Source organism: Marinomonas sp. AWM4_232 (assembly GCF_056158325.1).
This window is the reverse complement of the sequence record NZ_JBSWTA010000001.1, coordinates 1,309,059-1,328,627: the sequence shown is the minus strand read 5'-3', so window position 1 is coordinate 1,328,627 and position 19,569 is coordinate 1,309,059. Positions and strand designations below refer to the sequence as shown.

Below are 19,569 nucleotides of genomic sequence, written 5' to 3'. Positions count from 1 at the left end.
CCTTTATCAATATGGGTGAATCAGTGATTAAAAAAAGCGTCTACGGCTGCTTGTTTGTCTGCATACGGTGCTCGCAAGCGAAGGTTTGATGTACCCGCTTCGCTTTGTACTACCACCGCCTTGGCATGAGAGAACTGGCGGAAGCCATGAATACCATGGTAAGCCCCCATTCCAGATGCGCCCACACCACCAAAAGGTAGCTCATCAATAGATACATGGGTCATAACGTCGTTGATGACCAGCGCCCCAGAAGTCGTTTGTTGTGCAAACGCTTGCTGTGCTGTGCTGTCCTCATTGAAGTAATAGGCGGCCAAAGGACGAGGGTGTTGATTAATGTACTTAATTGCCTCGTCTTCTTCTTGATACAGACGAATGGGTAACAATGGACCAAATATTTCTTCCTGCATGATCGCCATGTCGTCAGTTGCCCCAATCACCAAATGCGGAGCGATTTTACGGCTAGAGGCGTCGTAAGCCGGTTCATTTTGCGGCGCAAGATTGATGATCTCGGCGCCTTTTTGACGTGCATCTTCTAATAGATCGACTAAGCGCTGGTAATGGCGTTCGTTAATGATCGCGGTGTAATCGGTATTTTCTTGAATGCTTGGGAAAGTTTTTCCCATGAATTCTCGCGCTTGGTCTTTGAACGCTTGAGCTTGTTCTGTAGGCAGCAAAACATAATCTGGTGATAGGCAAATTTGACCAGCATTAAAGGATTTAATCGTTAATGTGCGTTCAACGGCTTTGCTCAGGTCAGCACCTTTGGCCACCATAACTGGTGACTTTCCGCCCAGCTCCAATGTCACTGGCACAAGGTTCTCTGCAGCAGCCCGCATCACATGCTTACCCACAGCGGTGCTACCAGTAAAGACTAAATGATCGAAAGGTAAGTGGCTGAAAGCTTGGCCAACATCCGCATCTCCTAGTACGACGGTTAGCTCTTCAGGGCCGAAATAACGGGCCACTAATTCAGCCAATAAATCTGAAGTCTTAGGTGTCAACTCAGAAGGCTTCAACATAGCGCTATTACCGGCTGCGAATACGCCAGCTAACGGTCCAAATGCTAAATTGATTGGAAAATTCCAAGGACTAATGACACCAACAACCCCTAATGGCTGAAACTGTATTTCTGTGCGCATTTCAGGGTCAGGTGAGGCAGTTTGTTCTGTCTTCATCCAAGTTTCTAGATTATCGATCGAGTGTTGCAGCATCTTGCTGGTCGTTACCATATCGGCCACGTAGGACTGATATAAGCTACGGTGCCCAAAATCTTCGCTCATGGCAGAAGCAATGGCTTTATGGTTATCACGGATTAATTTTATGCAGCGCTGCAAACGGTCTTTTCGTAACTCGACTGACGCTGGGCCAGAACGAAGTTGTTGGCGTTTCATGCTGCTGAGAATTTTCTCTAGCTCGTTTTGAATTGTTTCTTTTGACATACATCCCCCTGTAGTTGGATGGCTTGCTTTTGATGCCTACATAGTAGAAGCGATTGAGAGGAGAGGGGTAACAATGCTATTTTTCAGAGGGTATAAATAAATTTATGGGGTGTCGAAATGTCTCTTGCAAGAATGCGCACATTTATAGAAGTTTATCGCCAGCGCTCTATTAGCGGTGCAGCGCGTTCACTTAATTTGACGCAACCTGCTGTATCGCAGCACATTGCAGGACTAGAGGTAGCCATTGGGCGACCGTTATTTGAGCGTTCCTCTAGTGGCGTTGAGCCTACCTCCACAGCGGATGAATTAGCCATGGACATTGGTGATAAGCTGGAAGCAGCAGAGGCGGCTTTAGCCTCAGCAAGAGCACGATCAATGGACATTTCTGGTGTCTTGCAAATAGTCGGACATGCGGATTTTATGGCGGAGATACTCAGTGTACAGATGCTACCGTTATTGGAATCGGGGGTGAAAATTCGTATGCATACTGGTAACGGCAGTATGGTGTCGAGCATGTTGCTTGAGGGGCATTGTGATTTGGGGGTCTCTGCTCATCCTGTTTTAGATGATCGTTTGAAAAGCGAGCTGATTTATACCAGTAAAGTACTCCCAGTGGCCGCTCCCAGTGTCGTAAAGCGCATCATGTCAGCACAAGACTTTGGCGCAGCGATTCGTGCCGAGCCTTTATTGGCTTATAACTTGGAATTATCGTTGATCGAACCTTGGTTGCTAAAAAATCAAATTAGTATTGCATCGTTGGTGCCTGCTGTTGTGAGTCAAGATCTGCGTGCCCAGCGTAAGTTGCTGACACAAGGTTTTGGTTGGTCCGTTATGCCGGAGTTCTTATGTCAGCAGCAAATTGCTCAGGGCGAACTTATGGAGATTCCTTCGCCAGTTGGCACCCGTGACATTCATTATTATCTAATTTGGTTACCGAGTGCTTTACGCCAAGTCCGAGTTGCCCATGCAAGACAGACCTTGCTTACTCAATTAAGGTCACTATGACACCTCAATATACCCCATGAGCCCAGTCTTGAGGTGCTCTATCACATGACAGTGGTACATCCAGCGGCCGGGGTTATCCGCAACAAAAGCGATTCTCGCGGTTTCATTTTGCCCAAGTAATACGGTGTCGGTGTGAAACGGTTCGATACGTTGCTTATTAGAATCCAAGACGGTGAAGGTGTGGCCGTGCAGGTGGATCGGGTGGTGGTATTGAGTCAGGTTGGCTAACTCAAAGATGTAGGTTTTGCCCCGTTCTAATCTGGCGAGCGGTTCAGGAATATGTTTCGCTGACATGCCGTCCCATGCTTTGCGGTTGATGGTCCAGAAGCGGTAATTGACCTTGCCGTCTTTTTTCACTGGGTTGATGGAGGCATCCCATTCAAACGCGAATTGAATGGTCTCGGCATTGTCGAGGTCAGGCGTTGGAATCGGGTTTAAAGGTAAGCGCGGCAGAGCTCGACGTTGCTTGCTTTCGCCAACGGTTTTAAAGCGTACTAGCACTTCGTGTTTATGGTACAAGGTGACGATCTGGTCCGCTTCATCCGGGGCAATAAAGCCTAGATCCAAACGCATGCCTGGGCCCATTAAGTGCTGTTTCAGTGGGCGAGGTGTTGCGATGGGGTTTCCATCCACAGTGACAATGGTGAGGTCGCTACCGTCGCCGTGGATGTTGTAAGTCAGTGTGTTATCAATGTTCACGAGGCGAGCGCGGATCGCACCACCAGTAGGGATGTAATAGGTTGGTGCGACTTTGCCATTTACGGTCATCAAGCGCCCTGGCGTGCCCATACGAAAGGCGTTACGCGGAGTCGTCAACGCAGTGAAAGAACCATCGTCGCGGATATGCCAATTTTTCAATCCCATCACCACATCGGCATCAAAGCCCGGATCTTCGGCTTCGTCCACGATAAACGCTCCGACTAAGCCTTTGCCAAGCTGTTCAACACTGTTCATATGTGGGTGATACCAGAAGGTGCCCGCGTCAGGTGGCGTGAACTCGTAGTCAAAGGTTTCCCCCGGCATAATCGGTGCTTGGCTCAAAAAGGGCACACCGTCCATAGCAATCGGAATGCGCAACCCATGCCAATGGATCGTCGTGGGTTCCGCGAGTTTATTCACCACACGGATACGCACGGGCTGATGTTGTTTGGCGCGGATCACCGGCGCAGGAAAATGCCCATTAAAACACCAAGCAGGGGTATTGCCATCCGGCGCGATGCGCACATCGGCAGGTGCGACGATGAGTTCATAATCAACCCCCTCACTTGGCGTCGCTAAAAGGATGTTTGGCATAGCACCCAGCGTTAACAATGCTGAGCTGGACTTTAAAAATTGACGACGATCCATGGATACACTCCTGTGTTAGCAAGGGCAAAATCATTTCACAAATGAAAGCGACTCTCAATAACGACATTTGTTTCTGCATCAAACTATTGATCTTAGATGTCCTAAATCGTGTGCTAAGCATTGGGAGATGGCGTAATTGGCATAGCAGTGATGTGAAATGCCCGCTAACATGGCCATGACAAAATAGGATGATGGGTATGGATTGGATAAAGTGGAGCATGGGCGCCGCAGCGATGGTGCTCGCGATTGCGGGCTTTGTGCCTTACATCGTGCAGATTTTAAAGGGGCGTGTAAAACCGCATGTGTTTTCTTGGCTGATCTGGGGCCTGACTACGACGATCGTCTTCTTTGCACAGCTGCAAGCGGACGGCGGCATTGGCGCTTGGCCAATTGGCGTGTCTGGCTTTATCACCCTGTATGTCGCGTTTCTAGCCTATTTGAAGCGAGGGGATGCCTCCTCCACGGCGTTAGACTGGTGGTTTTTGGCTGCGGCACTCGCGTCTTTGCCTCTCTGGTATCTCACCCAAGACCCTTTGTGGGCGGTCATCATACTTACGGTCGTTGATGTGATCGGTTTTGGTCCTACTGCACGCAAAGCCTACCATCATCCGTTTGAAGAGAGTCGAGCCTTTTTCTTGTTAATCATCTTACGCAATGCCTGCGCAATCATCGCGTTAGAGGCGTATTCCTTTGCTACTGTTCTGTTCCCATTTGTGATGGCTCTCGCCTGTGTGTTGCTATTAGCAATGATGCAATATCGACGTATTACTCTGACGCCTAAAACCCAGTAAGGCTTGCGGTGTTCTTGAGTCAGTTTTTGGTAAGGCCTGTGTAAGGATATGCTCTAGTTGAGGTGCTAATGTCGTAGTCAGTTCGATTCGAATGCTATGATTCAATTTCAGGATAACTAAACAGGACGTGGTAATGGAGTTCATTAAAGCTAGGGATTTGGCCCTTTCTAGGCAAGCACATAAAGTAAACAACCTTCAAAAAGGTATGAAAGCCAGAGAGGCTATTCGCTATCAAATTATCAGCGATGGATCTGGTCAGTGTCGGATGACAATCGTCGAGCTTTCTGTGGGCTGGCATAAAGGCTTGCAAGATAAGCAGGCAATATTGGATGTAACAGCGGAGGCTGTTGCAGGCTTCCGGTACACTAAAAAACCAGAAGAATCGCTCGACGCTGATGTATTTACAAGAGCCTCTATAGAAGCAAGCTCAAATTTGGGTAATGGGGTAGAAATGTCTTTCGGGAAAGCGGAAGGTAGTGTCGAGTATAATGCCATCAATGATGAGTGGAAGAATGACGCAACTGTGTCTAAACCACAGCTTCGAGGTAAAGGAAAAGGCTTTAAAATAGATGCTGAAAAAACCGTAAGCTACGATGTTAATGCCAAAATTGTAGGCTTAAGTATTAAAAGAAAAAACTGTAATTAAGGTTGTCATGAAGAAACTATTTTTTCTATTAAGCTTTTTTGTATCCGGAGCTTCTTTTTCTAAAACCTCCTTTGAAGTTGAAAATTACTTTTACGATATAATTTTTTTGAATGCTCTCCCTTTGGCTGGAGAGGCTGTAGATTTTTGTAATGATAAATCGAAATATGTAGATGATGATCTTCTTTTTTGTGAGGTGTTTTCCGATTTAGAAGGGAAGAAAATCTCTTTGATGTTTTCTGAGAATGAGTTGAAGAAAACATCTAAAGAAGAAAAAACTGTATTTTCTTCTTATTCAGAAGAAGACTTTTCATTTCATAATACTAAGGTTTATACCCGAGGTGGAGAGAGCTTTGATGCAACGATAGATACGTCTTCTTTTATGAGTATTGCGGATATTAGCCCTAATCTTGTTGATTCGATATTTCATTTCAAAGACCCGTTTGGACTGAAAATAACTGCAAGTTTAGCAATAGTGGATATGAATTCAAATGTAAGTGGCATGAAAAATAAGATTATCATTACTCAGGAAGGACGTAGTTCAGGAGTGCTAGGTGTTGATTTCATTGGTCAATACGGGCAGTTTTCTTTTTACTCTAGTGGTATTGTGATTCAGCCAGAAAGCATCACTTGTACTCATAAATGCATTTCCTATGATGCGGATTTTGATGGTGAGAACCTACATTTCTATTACCCATTCAATGATGAAACCAAGCGTCGCGTGAGTTTCGAAACGGGTAGCTCCATTTCCACCGTCCCCTTTGCTGTCGAAGAAAACTGTGTGTCGGAAAAGGTAGATTTCTCTGAGCTTGAAGAGCGTGGACTGGATGTGGGTGATGATGCTCGGCTTTGTAAAAACGAGTTTAAGTTTGGCGATTACAGTATGCATAGCTCAGTGGTCACACACACAAGTCGTAAAATCGATGGTGAGCCGTTGCCTGTGATGGGAATGAATATGATCAATGCATTTGATCATGTCACGGTGGATCTCCCTGCTGGAAAAATATATTTCTACTTTCCATAAAATTGTCGTTGGGGCTGCTAAGCCTCAGCGCTCTTTCTTACCGCTCAGAAATTAATGAACACAATGCCCTCAACTGCAGAATTGGAGAATTGCCCGGTTGCTCGTAATAGAGAGGCCAGCCGCAGTTAATTCTGAAGCAATCGTTGTAATCTGGATGCGTGCTGAAACAACTTCCGCGACGAATGTCGATGCCTTGTTGTAATGCTTGCTCGGCGAGAGCATTGGTATCTAAATTTGGAACACGCAGCCACAGTACAAGCCCTCCTTGCGGTGCACTGATTTGCGTGGAGTCTGGCAAATGCTCAGCTAAGAACTGTCGATATTGATGCATTTGTGACTGTAAAATGGGCCTAAGTGCATTGAGGTGTCGACGGTAATCCCCGCACAACAAAAACTCTGCGATGCAGTCTTGGACCAAGCTGTTTACCCCCATGCTGGAGCTGTGATGCTGTTGATAAAATCGATCAAAATAGCGTCCAGGTAAACACCAACCAAGGCGCAAGCCTGGAGCAAGCGTCTTCGAAATGGAGCTGCACCACAGAATATAGCCTTCCTTATCCCAGTATTTCGCAGGTAGTGGCTGAGCCTTGTTGTGGCTAAGCTCAAAGTAGACATCATCTTCAATCACTGGCATCTGATATTGAGCAGCAAGCTTTGCAATGGCCTGCTTTTGCTCTGTTGGCAGCGTAATACCTAGAGGGTTTATGTGAGTGGTACTTAATAACGCCGCAGAGACTTTTTGTTCCGCAAAGCAGGCTTCGAGTAGGCTGAGATCAATGCCCTCATGGGTGACGGGGATCTCAATAATCTGACGCTGTAAAGTAGATAAAAGATCGAGCAAGCCACTAAAGCAAGGCGAACAGACAGCGATGGTATCGTTTGGCTTGCTTACACTTTCCAGAGCGACCCGCACCGATTCTAAGCAGGAGTTAGTGATCACCAACTCCTCTGGGTTAAAGGCAAAATGCTGGCTTCTAAAATGTTCCGACAGAGCATCACGCAAGCTGGCGGCCCCTTGGGATTCAGGGTAGCTAAACATACTCTGGCTGGCCCGTTGGGTGACGCGTTTAATGGTTCGAGTTAAGTCCGTTTCGGGCAGTAACTCGGGCGCAAGTAAAGACGTTCCAAGCGGTGCAAAGCCTGTCGCCGCTGCATCATAACCTTGTTGTGGCGCAAAGCGGCTTGGATCTCGGGGGACTAAAGACTGATTAGAAAGAACTGGGAACGCGGTCTTTTTGCTTCGATTGGCAACGAAGTAGCCCGCTTGGGGACGCGCGTAAATCCAGCCTCGATCTTCCAAGTACGCATAGGCTTTTCCGGCGGTCGTCAAACTGATCGATTGCTGTTTAGCCAATTTCCTAAGAGCTGGCAGTCGAGAACCAGTTGGTAAACGCTCACTTATAATGTCGTCAATAAACGTCCGAGCGAGCGTTTCATATAAAGTCATCGTGTGATCCTGCCCTTTCAAAATACGGTTGTTAAAATTGTACTCTTAATTTTATTAAAAATTGAATCTGCTCTCTTGGCAAGTATCACCTCATACTTGGTCCTCATTCGGATCAGAACGGCTTAATAAACGAGAGGGCCATATCATGAATCAAAGAGACAGTTTGTTGCTGGTGTTACTGATGGCTTTGTGGGGCTTTAACTTCAGCGTGATCAAGCTGGGGGTGAACAATATCGATCCCTTTTTGCTGACTGCGTTGCGCTTTACTTTGGCCGTATTGCCGCTGATTTTTTTTATTCGTCGTCCCAATGTGCCATGGCGTTACTTGATGGCATATGGATTAACCTTTGGCGTTGGAGTTTGGGGCTTGACCACCTTGTCCGTTGGCGCGGGTCTTTCCTCTGGCTTGGCCTCCTTACTGTTGGATATGAGTGTAATCAGCAGCTTGTTAGTGGGTCGTTACTTACTCAAAGAACAAGTCACCGTGAGTAAAGTTCTAGGCTCGATACTCGCTTTGATCGGCTTGGGTATTATTATCTGGAACCAAGACGGCACCGTGACGGTGTTAGGGTTAGCCTTGGTGCTCAGCGCTTCGGTGTTTTGGAGTGTGAATGGCTTAATCGTCAAACGCTCCGGTACCCGCGAAATCTTCGCCTTCAATATCTGGGGCATGGCCTTCGCACCGGTTCCATTACTGTTGTTAGCGATGGCTGTCAGTGGCCCAAGCTCAGTGGCGCAATCTATCTTAGAAATCAACGGCTCGGTGCTGTTCTCCGCCGCTTTCCAAGCTTATCCAACCACGCTGCTAGGTTACTGGTTCTGGAACAAAATGATCGTCAAATACTCCGTCTCAAGCGTCGCACCCATGACCTTGCTAGTACCGGTATTTGCCCTAATCGGCGGCTATCTTTTCTTTGGTGAAAGCTTAGATATGGCACAAAGTATTGCTGCCGTGGTGATCTTATTAGGCGTGGCAGTGAGCGAGATTAAACTGCCGAAGGGACGGGGTGTGGCTGTCAAAGCAGGCTAAGGTGGTGAGGGGGGCAGATTCCTGCACCATCTAACGCTACTTAAGCTTCGGTATTTAAGGAATCTGACCCACTCTAGTGAGTGCACAGTGCTAAGCATTCAATTACCATGGCTTAACTAAAGTTATTGTTAAGTCATAATCATATGGAGATGTTTGAAATGCCTACTCCTTGGGAAAAAGAAGAGTTTTACGCGGCTATTGAATGGAGAGGCAAAGCACACCGTGGAGAATTGAAGCCTATACCGTGCGTAAGTACATGGATGGATGTTTGTGGATTTGGAGGCTTGCTAAAAGAGTCTCAATGGGACTTAATGAGCTTGCAAAAGAATGGTGCACTAGAACTTTTAAGCGAAGTGTATGACAGAGTAGGCCATCCATTTTTGGTGAATTTGCCCCCAATGGCATTTGAAAATGTCCTAATTATTAATGATGGCGTTGCTCGTACAGTAGATTTAGATAAACCTGAATATATACAGGCTTCCTCCGCTATTTTTTACATAAGAGACTTAGTGCTTGGGCATCTTAGTTTACTGCGTCTTACTGAACGTTACGGCGTAGGTATTAGAACGGTGTTAGCTGGTGGGGAAAGGATTCAATATTCACCTGAAATCCATACAGGAAATTCTTTTCTCTATCATGGAGAAGAGCCAAATGAACATAGCAAACAGCTACTAGAAAAAAACTTTCTTTATAATCCTGCCGAGTTTCAAATGAATACTGCTTTTGCTAAAGCTTACTCTATTGATGCGCAGGGCACTAAGTCTGGTTTTAACGTTAAAGGTTTCTTTGTAGAGAAAACATTCTTTGAAAAATTTGAAGAGATTGATGGTTTAGACATTATTACAACTGCAGAATCTGTTCTAATTTGTCATAAAAGCAATCCGGCTCTCGAGTTATACGTTAAGTCTTCATTGTCAGCAGAATTAAATGGTCTGTCATGTGTTGTCTTATCAATATCTGCTGTAAGGATTGATGCGTCATTCGAGGGTGAAGAAACGCTGATAGACTTAATTAAGTTTTAAGAAATTCTGCCCGTCCACAGCATCATCGTTGTCTAAATCTTCTTTGGTCGATGCAAAGCAATCCTTTAGATAGCTCTCTTTAATCTCTTCGAAAACTTCTAGCGTTAGTCTGTGGAAAGTAGCCAAAGCATCTTGCCAAGTTACAGGATGCTCGGCGTAGACCATAGGGCTAACGTACCGTTCGTAGCGCTCTTTAAAAAGCTCATTATGAATGAGTTGCTCTAACCCAAAATTCAGCTCTTCAAGTGGTGACTCGACGAGTTTAGGGTGCTGTTTGCCGTATTGCTCAACATCGGCTTTTATTACTTTATCTACCAGCACGGCTAGAGCTGTTTTGTCCGAAGGCTCAGCCATTTGGATATAGTAAGTGTCATAGATATGGCGGATGAGAGTTTCGTCATCGTCTCGAATTTGATCTCGTGTGGCACTTGCGGTTCTTCGAAGCATTGAGACCAGTTTCTCTGCTTGAGTGTCGATAATTGCAGCGCAATCCATCTCAATTTTTTGTTCGTGTTCTTTTAGAACTTCAGAATAAATGGATTGGATTAGCCTCTTTTCTGGCGAGCTTAGAGTCGTCGATTCGATCAATTCAAGCTTAATAAAAGGTCTTAGACAGGGAGCTTGTTGGTATTCCTGAGGGTATCTCACTTCAAAAGCTGAATAGCGGTATTCATCTTGTATTGATGGCGTGCCTTCTATTGAAAATAAAGTACTTTGCTCAAGTAAGTTTTCTACCTGCAACTTCGCCTTTTTACGCGCATTCCTTTTGGCATTTCTTGAGACTAATTCGACGTAGTTTGATTTAGGAATAAGCTTTAGATCGATGTCTTCGGACATTCGGTGGGTTTTGATAGACGACTTTGCTAATGCTGTACCACCAGAAAATACGATTTGATGGTAGTCCAAATCAAGTTTGGAAATGAGCTTCAGTAGCTCAACTATATAGTAGTCTTTTTCAACGATTGCGGGGTTGCCAAGGCCTATGGCATCGGCAATATCGACAAATAACGAGCTATCGAAGTTCGTTGACACTTTGACTTCCTACTTTGATCTTTCGGGTAAAGCGCGCACTTTTAGGTATGACCTTAACGTTGGCTGGAATTTGAGTGCTTTGTCCTGAGAGGCTTGATTGAGAAACTTCGTCAAACGAGTAATCAACATTCAATCGTTCAAGCGCTTCAATGATCACGCCGTCTGAACCTGCTGGGTTATCAGGCATTGGCTTGCCAGTGATGCGATTAAGGCGTGCTCGCGCGTACAATCCATAGCTGATTTTTAACAGCAGGCCTGCGCGAACAAGCTGTCTCAAACAGCGGCCAACTTGATCGTAATCGGCGATATCTTTGAAGTCTGAGCGCATAAAAACAGAACGCTTAGAGCGCTTTACTCTGGTTTCGATTCTGCTTTGAATGGTCATATCATCACCTCGTTAATGTTGTCTATATAATAGACAAAAATACGACATTTCTCAAAAGCAAAAATACGACATTCTGGTTTTAATTAACGGTCACTTTTAGAGTGTTTTTCTGTTATAAGTTGCTTATAAAGTTTCCAAAGGACAACCCATGACGCTTTTAGCAAAGACCCCCACACCGCCTTACTATGCGGTGATTTTTACATCGGTTCGAACCGCTGGCGATAACGGCTACGGTGAGGTCGCGGATAGGATGGTCACGCTTGCTGAGCAGCAGCCAGGTTTTTTAGGAATAGAGTCAGCGCGGGAGGACGTGGGAGTCACTGTCTCCTACTGGCAAGACTTGGATTCGATTAGACAATGGAAGCAAAATGTAGAGCATTTAAGTGCTCAGAAAATGGGCCGTGAGCAGTGGTATGAAACCTTCAAAGTCCGTATTGCAAAGGTAGAGCGAGATTACGGCCTTTAGGGATCACGTGTTGAGTTAGTAAAGGAAACCCCTTTACTAACTCTTGCCATGACAGCTAAAGCGCCTGTTCTTCTTCTCGAAGGGTTAACACTTCGTAGCCAGTCTCGGTGACGAGAATCGTGTGTTCCCATTGGGCGGATAGCTTGCGATCTGCGGTGATAACGGTCCAGCCGTCTTTCTTGGTTTTCGTTTTGGCTCGGCCCTGATTAATCATGGGTTCGATGGTAAACGTCATGCCGGGTTTTAGTGTTAAGCCTTGTCCTCGGCGTCCTACGTGCATGACTTGTGGTGCTTCGTGCATTTCTCGGCCAATGCCGTGGCCGCAGTATTCTTGTACGACGGTGTAGCGATTCGCTTGTGCGAAGCTGGCGATGGCATGACCGATATCCCCTAGTGTTGCACCAGGCTTCACTTGTTTGATGCCTTGCCACATGGCCTCATAGGTGGCTTTAACGAGGCGTCTGGCTTCAGGCCCTGCACTAGGCATCACGTACATTTTGCTTGAATCAGCAATAAAGCCATTCTTTTCCAAAGTGATGTCTAGATTAATAATATCTCGCGGGCGTAGGGCATAGTGTTCACTGGGCATGCCGTGGCAGACGACTTCGTTGACGGATGTGTTGAGTGAGTACGGATAACCATATTGGCCAAGGCTGGCTGGTCGAGCATTGAGCTCCTGACGAATGTAGCGCTCTACTTCATTATTGATGGCCATGGTGGTGACATCTTCTTTGACAAAACTGTCTAGGTGCTTAAAGACCTTCGCAAGTAGTCGGCCCGATTCGCGCATTAGCTCGATTTCTGCAGGGCTTTTGATATGAACGGTTTCTCTGCTCATGCTAGGGCCTGCTGATCGATCATTTCAGCCGCTTCTAGGGCATCGGCTTTGTCCAACTCCATTTGAATGATTTCCGAGAAGCTCATGGTTGGATTTCGTTCAGCAAGGCGGCCAATCTTAATCCAGAACTCAGCTTGAGCATTGATGGAGCGTGACATGACTTGAGAGGCGCGGCGCACATCATCATGTACGTCGTCGGAGATTTTGATGATTCCCATAATATGATCCATATATAAATCGTATATGAACCATATTATATTAAGTCTCACATTTGAAATGCGTAAATCAAGAGAAAATGGGGGCCTATTTTTGCAAACAGGCCAGCATTTGTTGTTCTAATGCTTCCCAGTCCAGCTCCCGTGGGCTGATGATTTCAATGCGTGAATCGCGGCGGTAGGCCACTTTGTCGAAGTCGTGTTCATCGTTCACTCGGTTGTAGAACACCCAAGCATGCCCAATGCGGATCACCCCTTTGATGCGACTAACACCTTCGAGGCCGTTTAGGATTTCTTCCAGTTGCCAATAATCGAAGCAATCGTCTCGATGGAAAATCCAACCACAGCTGAATAAGCCACTGCCGTTGCCCGTTTTTCGAATGGGTTTGCCAGGTTCTGCGATGGCTTCTGGCGCATGGAGATGGTGCTCATATCCGTGATCATGGCTATGTGAGTGGCTGTGATCATGATGAGTATGAGAATGGGCTTCAGGAAATTGTGCCTTCAGCTGACCATTGCGTACCAAGTCCAATAGCGCTGGGGCGATCTCGCCTTTGATACTTCGACCAATATGCTGTCTCGGTGGGAACATGCCGTTTAAGCTCTGTTCCACAAACTCGACCATCTCTGGCTCTGCGATATCGCATTTGTTGATGATCACCACATCTGACAAGTTCAGCTGGTCGTGAAGGATATTGCTGTTGGCGACGTCTTCCAGTTCAAGCGAGCGGGGATCAAGGATGCAAATAGTGGCGCGTAGGTCGAGCTTGTCCTTGAAAGACGGCCCCATTAACGTATCGATAATCCCCTCTGGGTGGCCGATACCAGTAGGCTCGATGATCAAGCGGTCAGGTTTTGCATGCTCAATCAGAGACTTCAAGGTGGGGGTTAAGGATGCGCCCATGGTACAGCAGATACAGCCACCCGCTAGCTCTTTGATATGAAGGCCCTCTTCATTGGGCATCATTTCTTGGTCAATACCGACTTGGCCAAACTCATTGACCAGTACTGCCCAAGACTCGCCCTCGGGCTTATTTGCCAAAAGTCCGTTAATGGTCGTGGTTTTCCCCACACCAAGAAACCCAGTGATGATGTTGGTAGGAATGGCGTTGGCTTGCTCGTTCATAAAATCTCTTCGTTTATCAATGGTACGGGTGGCGACGGCTATGACGAATAGTTTGAAACGTTTTACGTGGGCGGACTATCCCTATCCCGACAGTTTTTTCATGATCTTTAATACCCTGCCCTGTTCATTGCGATCATAAGGAGAAAATACAATGTATAGAGATGAAATTCCTTATCGGGTATTATAATCAAATGATAATGAATAGACGTTCTAAGGATGCCTAATGGAAAGCAAAACTGCTCGTTTTACTGTATTGCTCGACCCTCGTAAAAAGAAGGCGTTTGAGAAGCTGTGTGCTGAAAAAGACTTAACACCTTCACAAGTGGTGCGTCAGCTGATACGTGGTTATTTAGACGATCACGATGTGGATTTCACCAAAGAAGTGCTAGAAGAAGCCCCTAAAAAAGGCTAATTCCCTAAAAACATTATCATGTTATTGTCATTGCGTTATAATGCCGCAAAAATTATTCCCTATTTCTATTGAGGTTATTGAAGTATGAGTCTTCCAGCTTGCCCAAAGTGCAACTCTGAATACGTTTATGAAGATCAGGCTATGTTGATCTGCCCTGAGTGTGCTTACGAGTGGAACCCGAACGAAGAAGTGGTAGATGAAGACGCACTGATCCTAAAAGACGCGGTTGGCAACCTGCTAGCGGAAGGCGATAAAGTCACTTTGACTAAAGATCTAAAAGTAAAGGGCTCTTCTCAAGTACTAAAAGTCGGCACGAAAGCGACGATCAAACGCTTCGTCGACGGCGACCACGACATCGACTGTAAAGTCGACGGTGCTGGTGACATGATGCTGAAATCTAAGTTCGTTAAGAAAGCGTAATCTGTTCAGCGAATTAAAATGATTTAAGAAGGCTCCTAATTAGGGCAATGCTGTTCACTTAAGGGGAGCAGCATTGCGATTCACCGGATAACGGGTCTTGTTTATCTTTACCGTCCTAGGTCTAGAAGGCCTAGAACGGTAGTTTATACACAACTCTCCAATACCTGATCTTAGGTGAGCTAAGCGAGTTCCTGTCTTTGATACTGGTTGTGCTTGTGCCATCACAATGAGCTGACTCGCAATATAGCAGTATGCCGCCTTAAAGCTTATTTCACTTGGGGATTTCTGATAAGCAATGGCTGCTTGCCCTGCTTCACGCCTTACAACATTGTAGGCTAGTAATAAACTCCAAACCTCCTGATAAATCAGTTCCACCTTCTTGCTTCTAAGAGTGAGAGCATTATTGTTCATTGAGCTTTTGATATCTCTAAAGCCTAGTTCGATTTCCCAGCGCTCATGGTATAACTTGCTCACCATTTCTGTATTGAATTTCGCATAGGGCAAGGAAGTATAAACCGTCTTCTCAACCTTATTGATTTCATAAGTCACCGCGCGGACATCCCAGTATTCAGGTAGGCTTGAATTGCGTTTTTTAGCCTGATCTGAGACCTTCATGCGCAGTAATCTATCCCGTGAGTTGTACTGCTCAACCTCCTCATAAACCAACCCCTTACGGGCAGGGATTAACCAATGGCGATTGTCATTGTCACGATTGATGCTAAGCAAAAGGTCGGCTCCCCAAAAACCTTTATCTAGCAGTGTTACAGAGTGGTCAGGGATACGAGATACAAAGTTCTCAGCCATTCGAATTTCACCTTTGCGATAGGGACTGATTTGGGCATCAAGCATGATGTGAGACCTTGTATTCATAAGACTGACTAGCCTTAGCATAGGATAAGGTGTTTGACGGTTAGTCGAGGTGTTACCAGACCCAAAGTGCTCTCGTAACTCGGGCGTGTCAGGCGTTCGGAACAACGCACCATCAACAGCGAAAACTTGCAGTCCATTCCAGTCATCTGCTGGGTAACGCTCACTTCCCCAATGATAACCTGTTTTGCGAAATAACCACTCAAGAGGCTGGGGACCTAACCGCTGGCGAGCGGAAGAAATGCCACTTTTTGCTAGTAAACAGTCATTAGCCAAGCCTTGGGAGCAGATGTTTAAACGTCGTGCCACATCAGCAATAGGTTCATCTCTGAAGAGCGACATGCCTAACACTAACCAAAGCACCTGATCTGATGGTAATCGCCGCCTACGAATGGTTGCACTCTGAGTGAGCGTAAGGGCGGATTCGACCCATTCAACAGGGATGTTTTGAGTAAAAGTACTTTGGTCTGAGAATTGGTGTAGTTCGTCGATTTCAAGCAAGGTTTGGTGAAGAGGCATAAAAAAATCCAGTAGCCTGATGGTTACTGGATTTTAACTAATTATGCTGTTTTTTCCTTAAGTGAACAGCATTGCCTAATTAGGGGCCTTTTTATTGTTGCAGATTCATCTTTCAACACGATTACGCCCATTACGCTTTGCCTTATATAAATTATCATCTGCTTGGCGGATGAGTTCGAAGCCAGTGTGTTCTTTGCCTGAGCTGATGCCCGCGCTGATTGTGATGGTATGTTTAATATGATCAAAATGTTGCAGCTCAATCTTTTTTCGAATGCTCGAGGCAAGCTGGAAAGCTTGATCTGCAGTTGTATTGGGTAGGATGACGAGAATCTCTTCTCCACCAAAGCGTCCGACAATCCCTTTATCTTTGGTGTAATTATGAATGATGTGAGCAATAGCAATCAGAACTTCATCGCCTAATTGATGGCCATAATTATCGTTGACTTGTTTAAAGTGGTCGATATCAATCATAACCAGTGATAACGGACTTTGCTCTTGCTGGGAGGTGTCTACTAATTGGTTCAGTAGCTGATTTATATAGCGCCGATTATAAAGACCAGTAAGTTCATCTTTATAAAGTAAGTTATTGATTTTGTTTGTCTTATCGTTGGATACGTTAGCAAGCTCTTCGAACTCCTTGTAGACAACTTTATCGTGATCTATTACGGAAAGCTGTGCGGAGCTTTGTTGCATATTTAAAGTGAAAAGGCGCAAACTGTTATTTATTTTACGGGATATATGGCGTGCGGCGAGTAGGCTTAATGCTAAAATCGTTATAGCCACTATAATCGCATTTTTTAAACTGGCTACAAGTTGTTGATACAGCTCGTCTTGGTGTGCAGCAATAACAGTATTCAGGGCCTCCATGTCCGCACCAGAACCTACTACCCAATTCCACTGGGGGATGCCAGCAACGTAAGTCAGTTTATCTTTTTCAGTCCCGTCGGGAGTCGGCCAAAGGTGTGTTAAAAAGCCATAGTAAGGCGGCGTACTCGCCAGCTTAATTTGCGTGTGAACGAAATTCGCACCTTGGCTGTAAGGTAATTGGAAATGATTTTGTCCAACAAGAGAAGGGTATAAACCATTGGCAAGCTCCACTCCTTGAAAGTCATGAATAAAAACATACTGGTCTCGGTCTGTGCCGTAAGTGAGCTGATTTACATACCCTTTTAATTCATCTTTTACTTGTTGCTCAATGACATCTGTGTATTCACCTGTACCAAAATACCAGTTGAAATGTTCGAACTTTTTTACGAAGGTAATTTTTTTGTGGTCATGGCCTGCATCGTTGCCAGGTTTTTTCCAATAACCTTCGATAAACCCCTGACCATGCTGCTTAACCAGTGCAATTTCTTGCTGTAGAGAAAAATTCCCTCGCTCATCCTGTAAGTAATATAAATTTTTACCTTCGCTTTCAGGGGCAACGGGGTAGAGCACAACATCTCCTGCCAAGGTATCAATAAAGTAATAACCGCGACCATTGTTATACCTCAGCCCCCTGACGGATTCGGTTATAAGCGTCTGAATTTCTTGATTATTTAGCTTCCCCTGATTGGCGCTATACAAGTAAGTCATCAAGCTATGAAGTTCATTAGCTCGGTTACGGACGTCTTGCTGAAGAAGTGCCTCTGTAGAAGCCTTACGATAGTTAATAAAACTGACAATGGTATCGACGCGGTTTTTCAGCTCATCACGCACCTTATTTGTATACTCTTCTTGGATTCGTGCAGACTCACGAGCATAAGTGTCGTAAATGTTATTGATCCATAGATAGGAAGTGATGGCTAAAGCTGTAATACCAATTAGCATGACATTGAAAAAAACATAGTAAGCGAGGCGCTTTTTTTTCATTCATTCATCCTTGCTATAAAGAGATTGGCATTAAAGGTGCGGTATTAGGAAAAGTCGTTTTTTCGACCAATTGTTTAAGGATACCGCCATGTATATTTTATTTAAAGCGCTGTTTAACAAAAAACATCCTACATTTACTTAAAAATTATTGACTTTTCTAGCTTTTAATTATAGAGCTCAGATATTAACTCTTCATACCCACTTAATAACGAACGCACTTTAAGAACCACTACGTCAAATGACGTAGTCGCCTAGGGTGTTTCGCGCATACCGTTTTGGATGTGATTTTTGAATACTGGTTGTACTGATATGCAGCGTCGCAGGTTTCACATTAGGTCTGCATATCAGCCCAAAATCATTATCACAAAGGACGACTCCAATCATGAAACTTAAAACGCTTGCTTCTGCGATTGCGCTCTCCGGTGCAACGCTTATCGCTCTTCCTTCGATGGCTGCTGATGACACGATCAAAGTAGGTGTGTTGCACTCTTTGTCGGGTACGATGGCGATTTCTGAAACCACATTAAAAGACACAGTTCTAATGATGGTAGAAGAGCAAAACAAGAAAGGTGGTTTGCTAGGTAAGAAACTGGAAGCAGTGGTGGTTGACCCTGCGTCAAACTGGCCTTTGTTTGCAGAAAAAGCGCGTGAGTTGATTACTGAAAAAGACGTAGACGTGATTTTCGGTTGCTGGACATCGGTTTCTCGTAAATCGGTTCTACCGGTTATCGAAGAGCTTAACGGCTTGATGTTCTACCCAGTTCAGTACGAAGGTGAAGAGTCGTCTAAAAACGTGTTCTACACTGGGGCTGCGCCGAACCAACAAGCGATTCCAGCGGTTAACTACCTAAAAGACGAGCTAGGTGTGGAGCGTTGGGTGCTAGCGGGTACGGACTATGTTTATCCACGTACCACTAACAAAATTCTTGAAGCTTACCTAAAAGACATGGGTGTCGCAGAAGAAGACATCATGATCAACTACACGCCTTTCGGTCACTCTGACTGGCAGTCGATCGTAGCGGATATCGCTAAATTCGGGTCTGAAGGTAAGAAAACAGCCGTTGTTTCTACCATCAACGGTGACGCAAACGTTCCTTTCTACAAAGAGCTAGGTAACCAAGGTATCTCTTCTGAAGACATCCCAGTGGTGGCATTCTCTGTAGGTGAAGAAGAGCTTTCTGGTCTAGATACCGCGCCTCTAGTAGGTCACTTAGCGGCTTGGAACTACTTCCAGAGCGTTGAGACGGAAGAAAACGAAGAGTTCATCACGCAGTGGAAAGCCTTCACTAAGAACCCAGGCCGTGTAACGAACGACCCAATGGAAGCAACTTACATCGGTTTCAACATGTGGGCTAACGCGGTAACCGAAGCGGGTACGACGGACGTGGATGCGGTTGAGCAAGCAATGATCGGTCAAGAAACACCTAACCTAACGGGCGGTGTGGCTGTGATGAACAAAAACCACCACTTGAGCAAGCCGGTACTGATTGGTGAAATCCAAGACGACGGTCAGTTTGAGACAGTATGGGAAACAGAAAGCGTTGTACCAGGCGACGCGTGGTCTGACTTCCTACCAGGTTCTAAAGACCTGATTGCCGATTGGACGGATCCAGTGAAGTGTGGCAACTACAACACGGAAACGAAAACGTGTTCAGGTCAGAACTACTAATTTGACCATGTCCCAGGGTTA

At 45.5% G+C, this 19,569-nt stretch carries 20 protein-coding genes; 10 read left to right on the top strand and 10 right to left on the bottom strand.

The features are described from left to right. Positions 1–20 precede the first annotated feature (20 nt). Entirely contained in the window at positions 21–1,439 is a 1,419-nt protein-coding gene (locus ACXAC1_RS06335; RefSeq protein ID WP_475060013.1) for a coniferyl aldehyde dehydrogenase, read from the bottom strand. 117 nt (positions 1,440–1,556) lie between these two features. Between ACXAC1_RS06335 and ACXAC1_RS06330 the strand changes: the two genes are divergently transcribed. Beyond that, complete coding sequence (locus tag ACXAC1_RS06330) at positions 1,557–2,444, top strand: LysR family transcriptional regulator (protein WP_475060011.1); 888 nt, start codon at positions 1,557–1,559, stop codon at positions 2,442–2,444. On the opposite strand, the gene ACXAC1_RS06325 is transcribed toward ACXAC1_RS06330, so the two are convergent. Further along, complete coding sequence (locus ACXAC1_RS06325; protein WP_475060009.1) at positions 2,439–3,791, bottom strand: multicopper oxidase family protein; 1,353 nt, start codon at positions 3,789–3,791, stop codon at positions 2,439–2,441. The two genes, ACXAC1_RS06330 and ACXAC1_RS06325, sit on opposite strands and share 6 nt — an antisense overlap. Before the next feature lie 197 nt (positions 3,792–3,988). Here ACXAC1_RS06325 and ACXAC1_RS06320 point away from each other — a divergent pair, with 197 nt between their 5' ends. The 3 genes from ACXAC1_RS06320 (at position 3,989) to ACXAC1_RS06310 (ending at position 6,249) form a co-directional block, all read left to right on the top strand. Further along, positions 3,989–4,582 carry a hypothetical protein gene (locus ACXAC1_RS06320; protein ID WP_475060008.1) on the top strand — a complete coding sequence of 198 codons (594 nt, stop codon included), beginning with the start codon at positions 3,989–3,991 and terminating at the stop codon, positions 4,580–4,582. A gap of 133 nt (positions 4,583–4,715) precedes the next feature. After that, positions 4,716–5,228 (top strand): hypothetical protein, encoded by a 513-nt coding sequence (locus ACXAC1_RS06315; RefSeq protein ID WP_475060005.1) that lies wholly within the window; start codon positions 4,716–4,718, stop codon positions 5,226–5,228. Between the two features lie 7 nt (positions 5,229–5,235). Next, positions 5,236–6,249 (top strand): hypothetical protein, encoded by a 1,014-nt coding sequence (locus tag ACXAC1_RS06310; RefSeq protein WP_475060003.1) that lies wholly within the window; start codon positions 5,236–5,238, stop codon positions 6,247–6,249. A 37-nt stretch (positions 6,250–6,286) separates the two neighbouring features. Here ACXAC1_RS06310 and ACXAC1_RS06305 read toward each other — a convergent pair whose 3' ends face one another. After that, positions 6,287–7,696, bottom strand: a complete 1,410-nt coding sequence (locus ACXAC1_RS06305; protein ID WP_475060001.1) for an aminotransferase-like domain-containing protein — start codon at positions 7,694–7,696, stop codon at positions 6,287–6,289. 145 nt (positions 7,697–7,841) lie between these two features. Between ACXAC1_RS06305 and ACXAC1_RS06300 the strand changes: the two genes are divergently transcribed. Continuing rightward, on the top strand, positions 7,842–8,726 hold the full coding sequence (locus ACXAC1_RS06300; protein WP_475059998.1) for an EamA family transporter: 885 nt from the start codon (positions 7,842–7,844) through the stop codon (positions 8,724–8,726). Between the two features lie 158 nt (positions 8,727–8,884). Beyond that, on the top strand, positions 8,885–9,748 hold the full coding sequence (locus tag ACXAC1_RS06295) for a hypothetical protein (RefSeq protein WP_475059996.1): 864 nt from the start codon (positions 8,885–8,887) through the stop codon (positions 9,746–9,748). Here the strand turns inward: ACXAC1_RS06295 and ACXAC1_RS06290 are convergent. Together ACXAC1_RS06290 and ACXAC1_RS06285 are read right to left on the bottom strand one after the other, a co-directional pair. After that, positions 9,734–10,780: a nucleotidyl transferase AbiEii/AbiGii toxin family protein gene (locus tag ACXAC1_RS06290; RefSeq protein WP_475059994.1), complete on the bottom strand. Its 1,047-nt coding sequence runs from the start codon at positions 10,778–10,780 to the stop codon at positions 9,734–9,736. The two genes, ACXAC1_RS06295 and ACXAC1_RS06290, sit on opposite strands and share 15 nt — an antisense overlap. Then, positions 10,761–11,165, bottom strand: a complete 405-nt coding sequence (locus ACXAC1_RS06285; RefSeq protein WP_475059992.1) for a DUF6088 family protein — start codon at positions 11,163–11,165, stop codon at positions 10,761–10,763. Before ACXAC1_RS06285 ends, ACXAC1_RS06290 begins: the two co-directional genes overlap by 20 nt. A 148-nt stretch (positions 11,166–11,313) precedes the next feature. On the opposite strand from ACXAC1_RS06285, the gene ACXAC1_RS06280 reads away from it, so the two are divergent. After that, positions 11,314–11,631 (top strand): antibiotic biosynthesis monooxygenase family protein, encoded by a 318-nt coding sequence (locus tag ACXAC1_RS06280; protein ID WP_475059989.1) that lies wholly within the window; start codon positions 11,314–11,316, stop codon positions 11,629–11,631. 55 nt (positions 11,632–11,686) lie between these two features. On the opposite strand, the gene map is transcribed toward ACXAC1_RS06280, so the two are convergent. The 3 genes from map to ACXAC1_RS06265 form a co-directional block, all read right to left on the bottom strand. Next, positions 11,687–12,469 carry a type I methionyl aminopeptidase gene (gene map / locus ACXAC1_RS06275; protein WP_475059987.1) on the bottom strand — a complete coding sequence of 261 codons (783 nt, stop codon included), beginning with the start codon at positions 12,467–12,469 and terminating at the stop codon, positions 11,687–11,689. Further along, on the bottom strand, positions 12,466–12,687 hold the full coding sequence (locus ACXAC1_RS06270; protein ID WP_133561274.1) for a ParD-like family protein: 222 nt from the start codon (positions 12,685–12,687) through the stop codon (positions 12,466–12,468). Before ACXAC1_RS06270 ends, map begins: the two co-directional genes overlap by 4 nt. Before the next feature lie 85 nt (positions 12,688–12,772). Continuing rightward, complete coding sequence (locus ACXAC1_RS06265) at positions 12,773–13,810, bottom strand: CobW family GTP-binding protein (protein ID WP_475059984.1); 1,038 nt, start codon at positions 13,808–13,810, stop codon at positions 12,773–12,775. 223 nt (positions 13,811–14,033) lie between these two features. On the opposite strand from ACXAC1_RS06265, the gene ACXAC1_RS06260 reads away from it, so the two are divergent. Together ACXAC1_RS06260 and ACXAC1_RS06255 are read left to right on the top strand one after the other, a co-directional pair. Continuing rightward, positions 14,034–14,222: a CopG family transcriptional regulator gene (locus tag ACXAC1_RS06260; protein WP_475059982.1), complete on the top strand. Its 189-nt coding sequence runs from the start codon at positions 14,034–14,036 to the stop codon at positions 14,220–14,222. Between the two features lie 84 nt (positions 14,223–14,306). Then, complete coding sequence (locus ACXAC1_RS06255; RefSeq protein ID WP_228190154.1) at positions 14,307–14,642, top strand: zinc ribbon domain-containing protein YjdM; 336 nt, start codon at positions 14,307–14,309, stop codon at positions 14,640–14,642. A 54-nt stretch (positions 14,643–14,696) separates the two neighbouring features. Here ACXAC1_RS06255 and ACXAC1_RS06250 read toward each other — a convergent pair whose 3' ends face one another. Next, a complete protein-coding gene (locus ACXAC1_RS06250; RefSeq protein WP_475059980.1) occupies positions 14,697–16,028 on the bottom strand; it encodes an IS4 family transposase in 1,332 nt (443 codons plus the stop codon). Positions 16,029–16,133: 105 nt separating this feature from the next. Then, positions 16,134–17,837, bottom strand: coding sequence for a cache domain-containing protein (locus ACXAC1_RS06245; RefSeq protein ID WP_475063789.1), 1,704 nt, complete (start codon positions 17,835–17,837; stop codon positions 16,134–16,136). 424 nt (positions 17,838–18,261) lie between these two features. On the opposite strand from ACXAC1_RS06245, the gene urtA reads away from it, so the two are divergent. Next, complete coding sequence (gene urtA, locus ACXAC1_RS06240; protein WP_475059978.1) at positions 18,262–19,548, top strand: urea ABC transporter substrate-binding protein; 1,287 nt, start codon at positions 18,262–18,264, stop codon at positions 19,546–19,548. Positions 19,549–19,569: the final 21 nt, after the last annotated feature.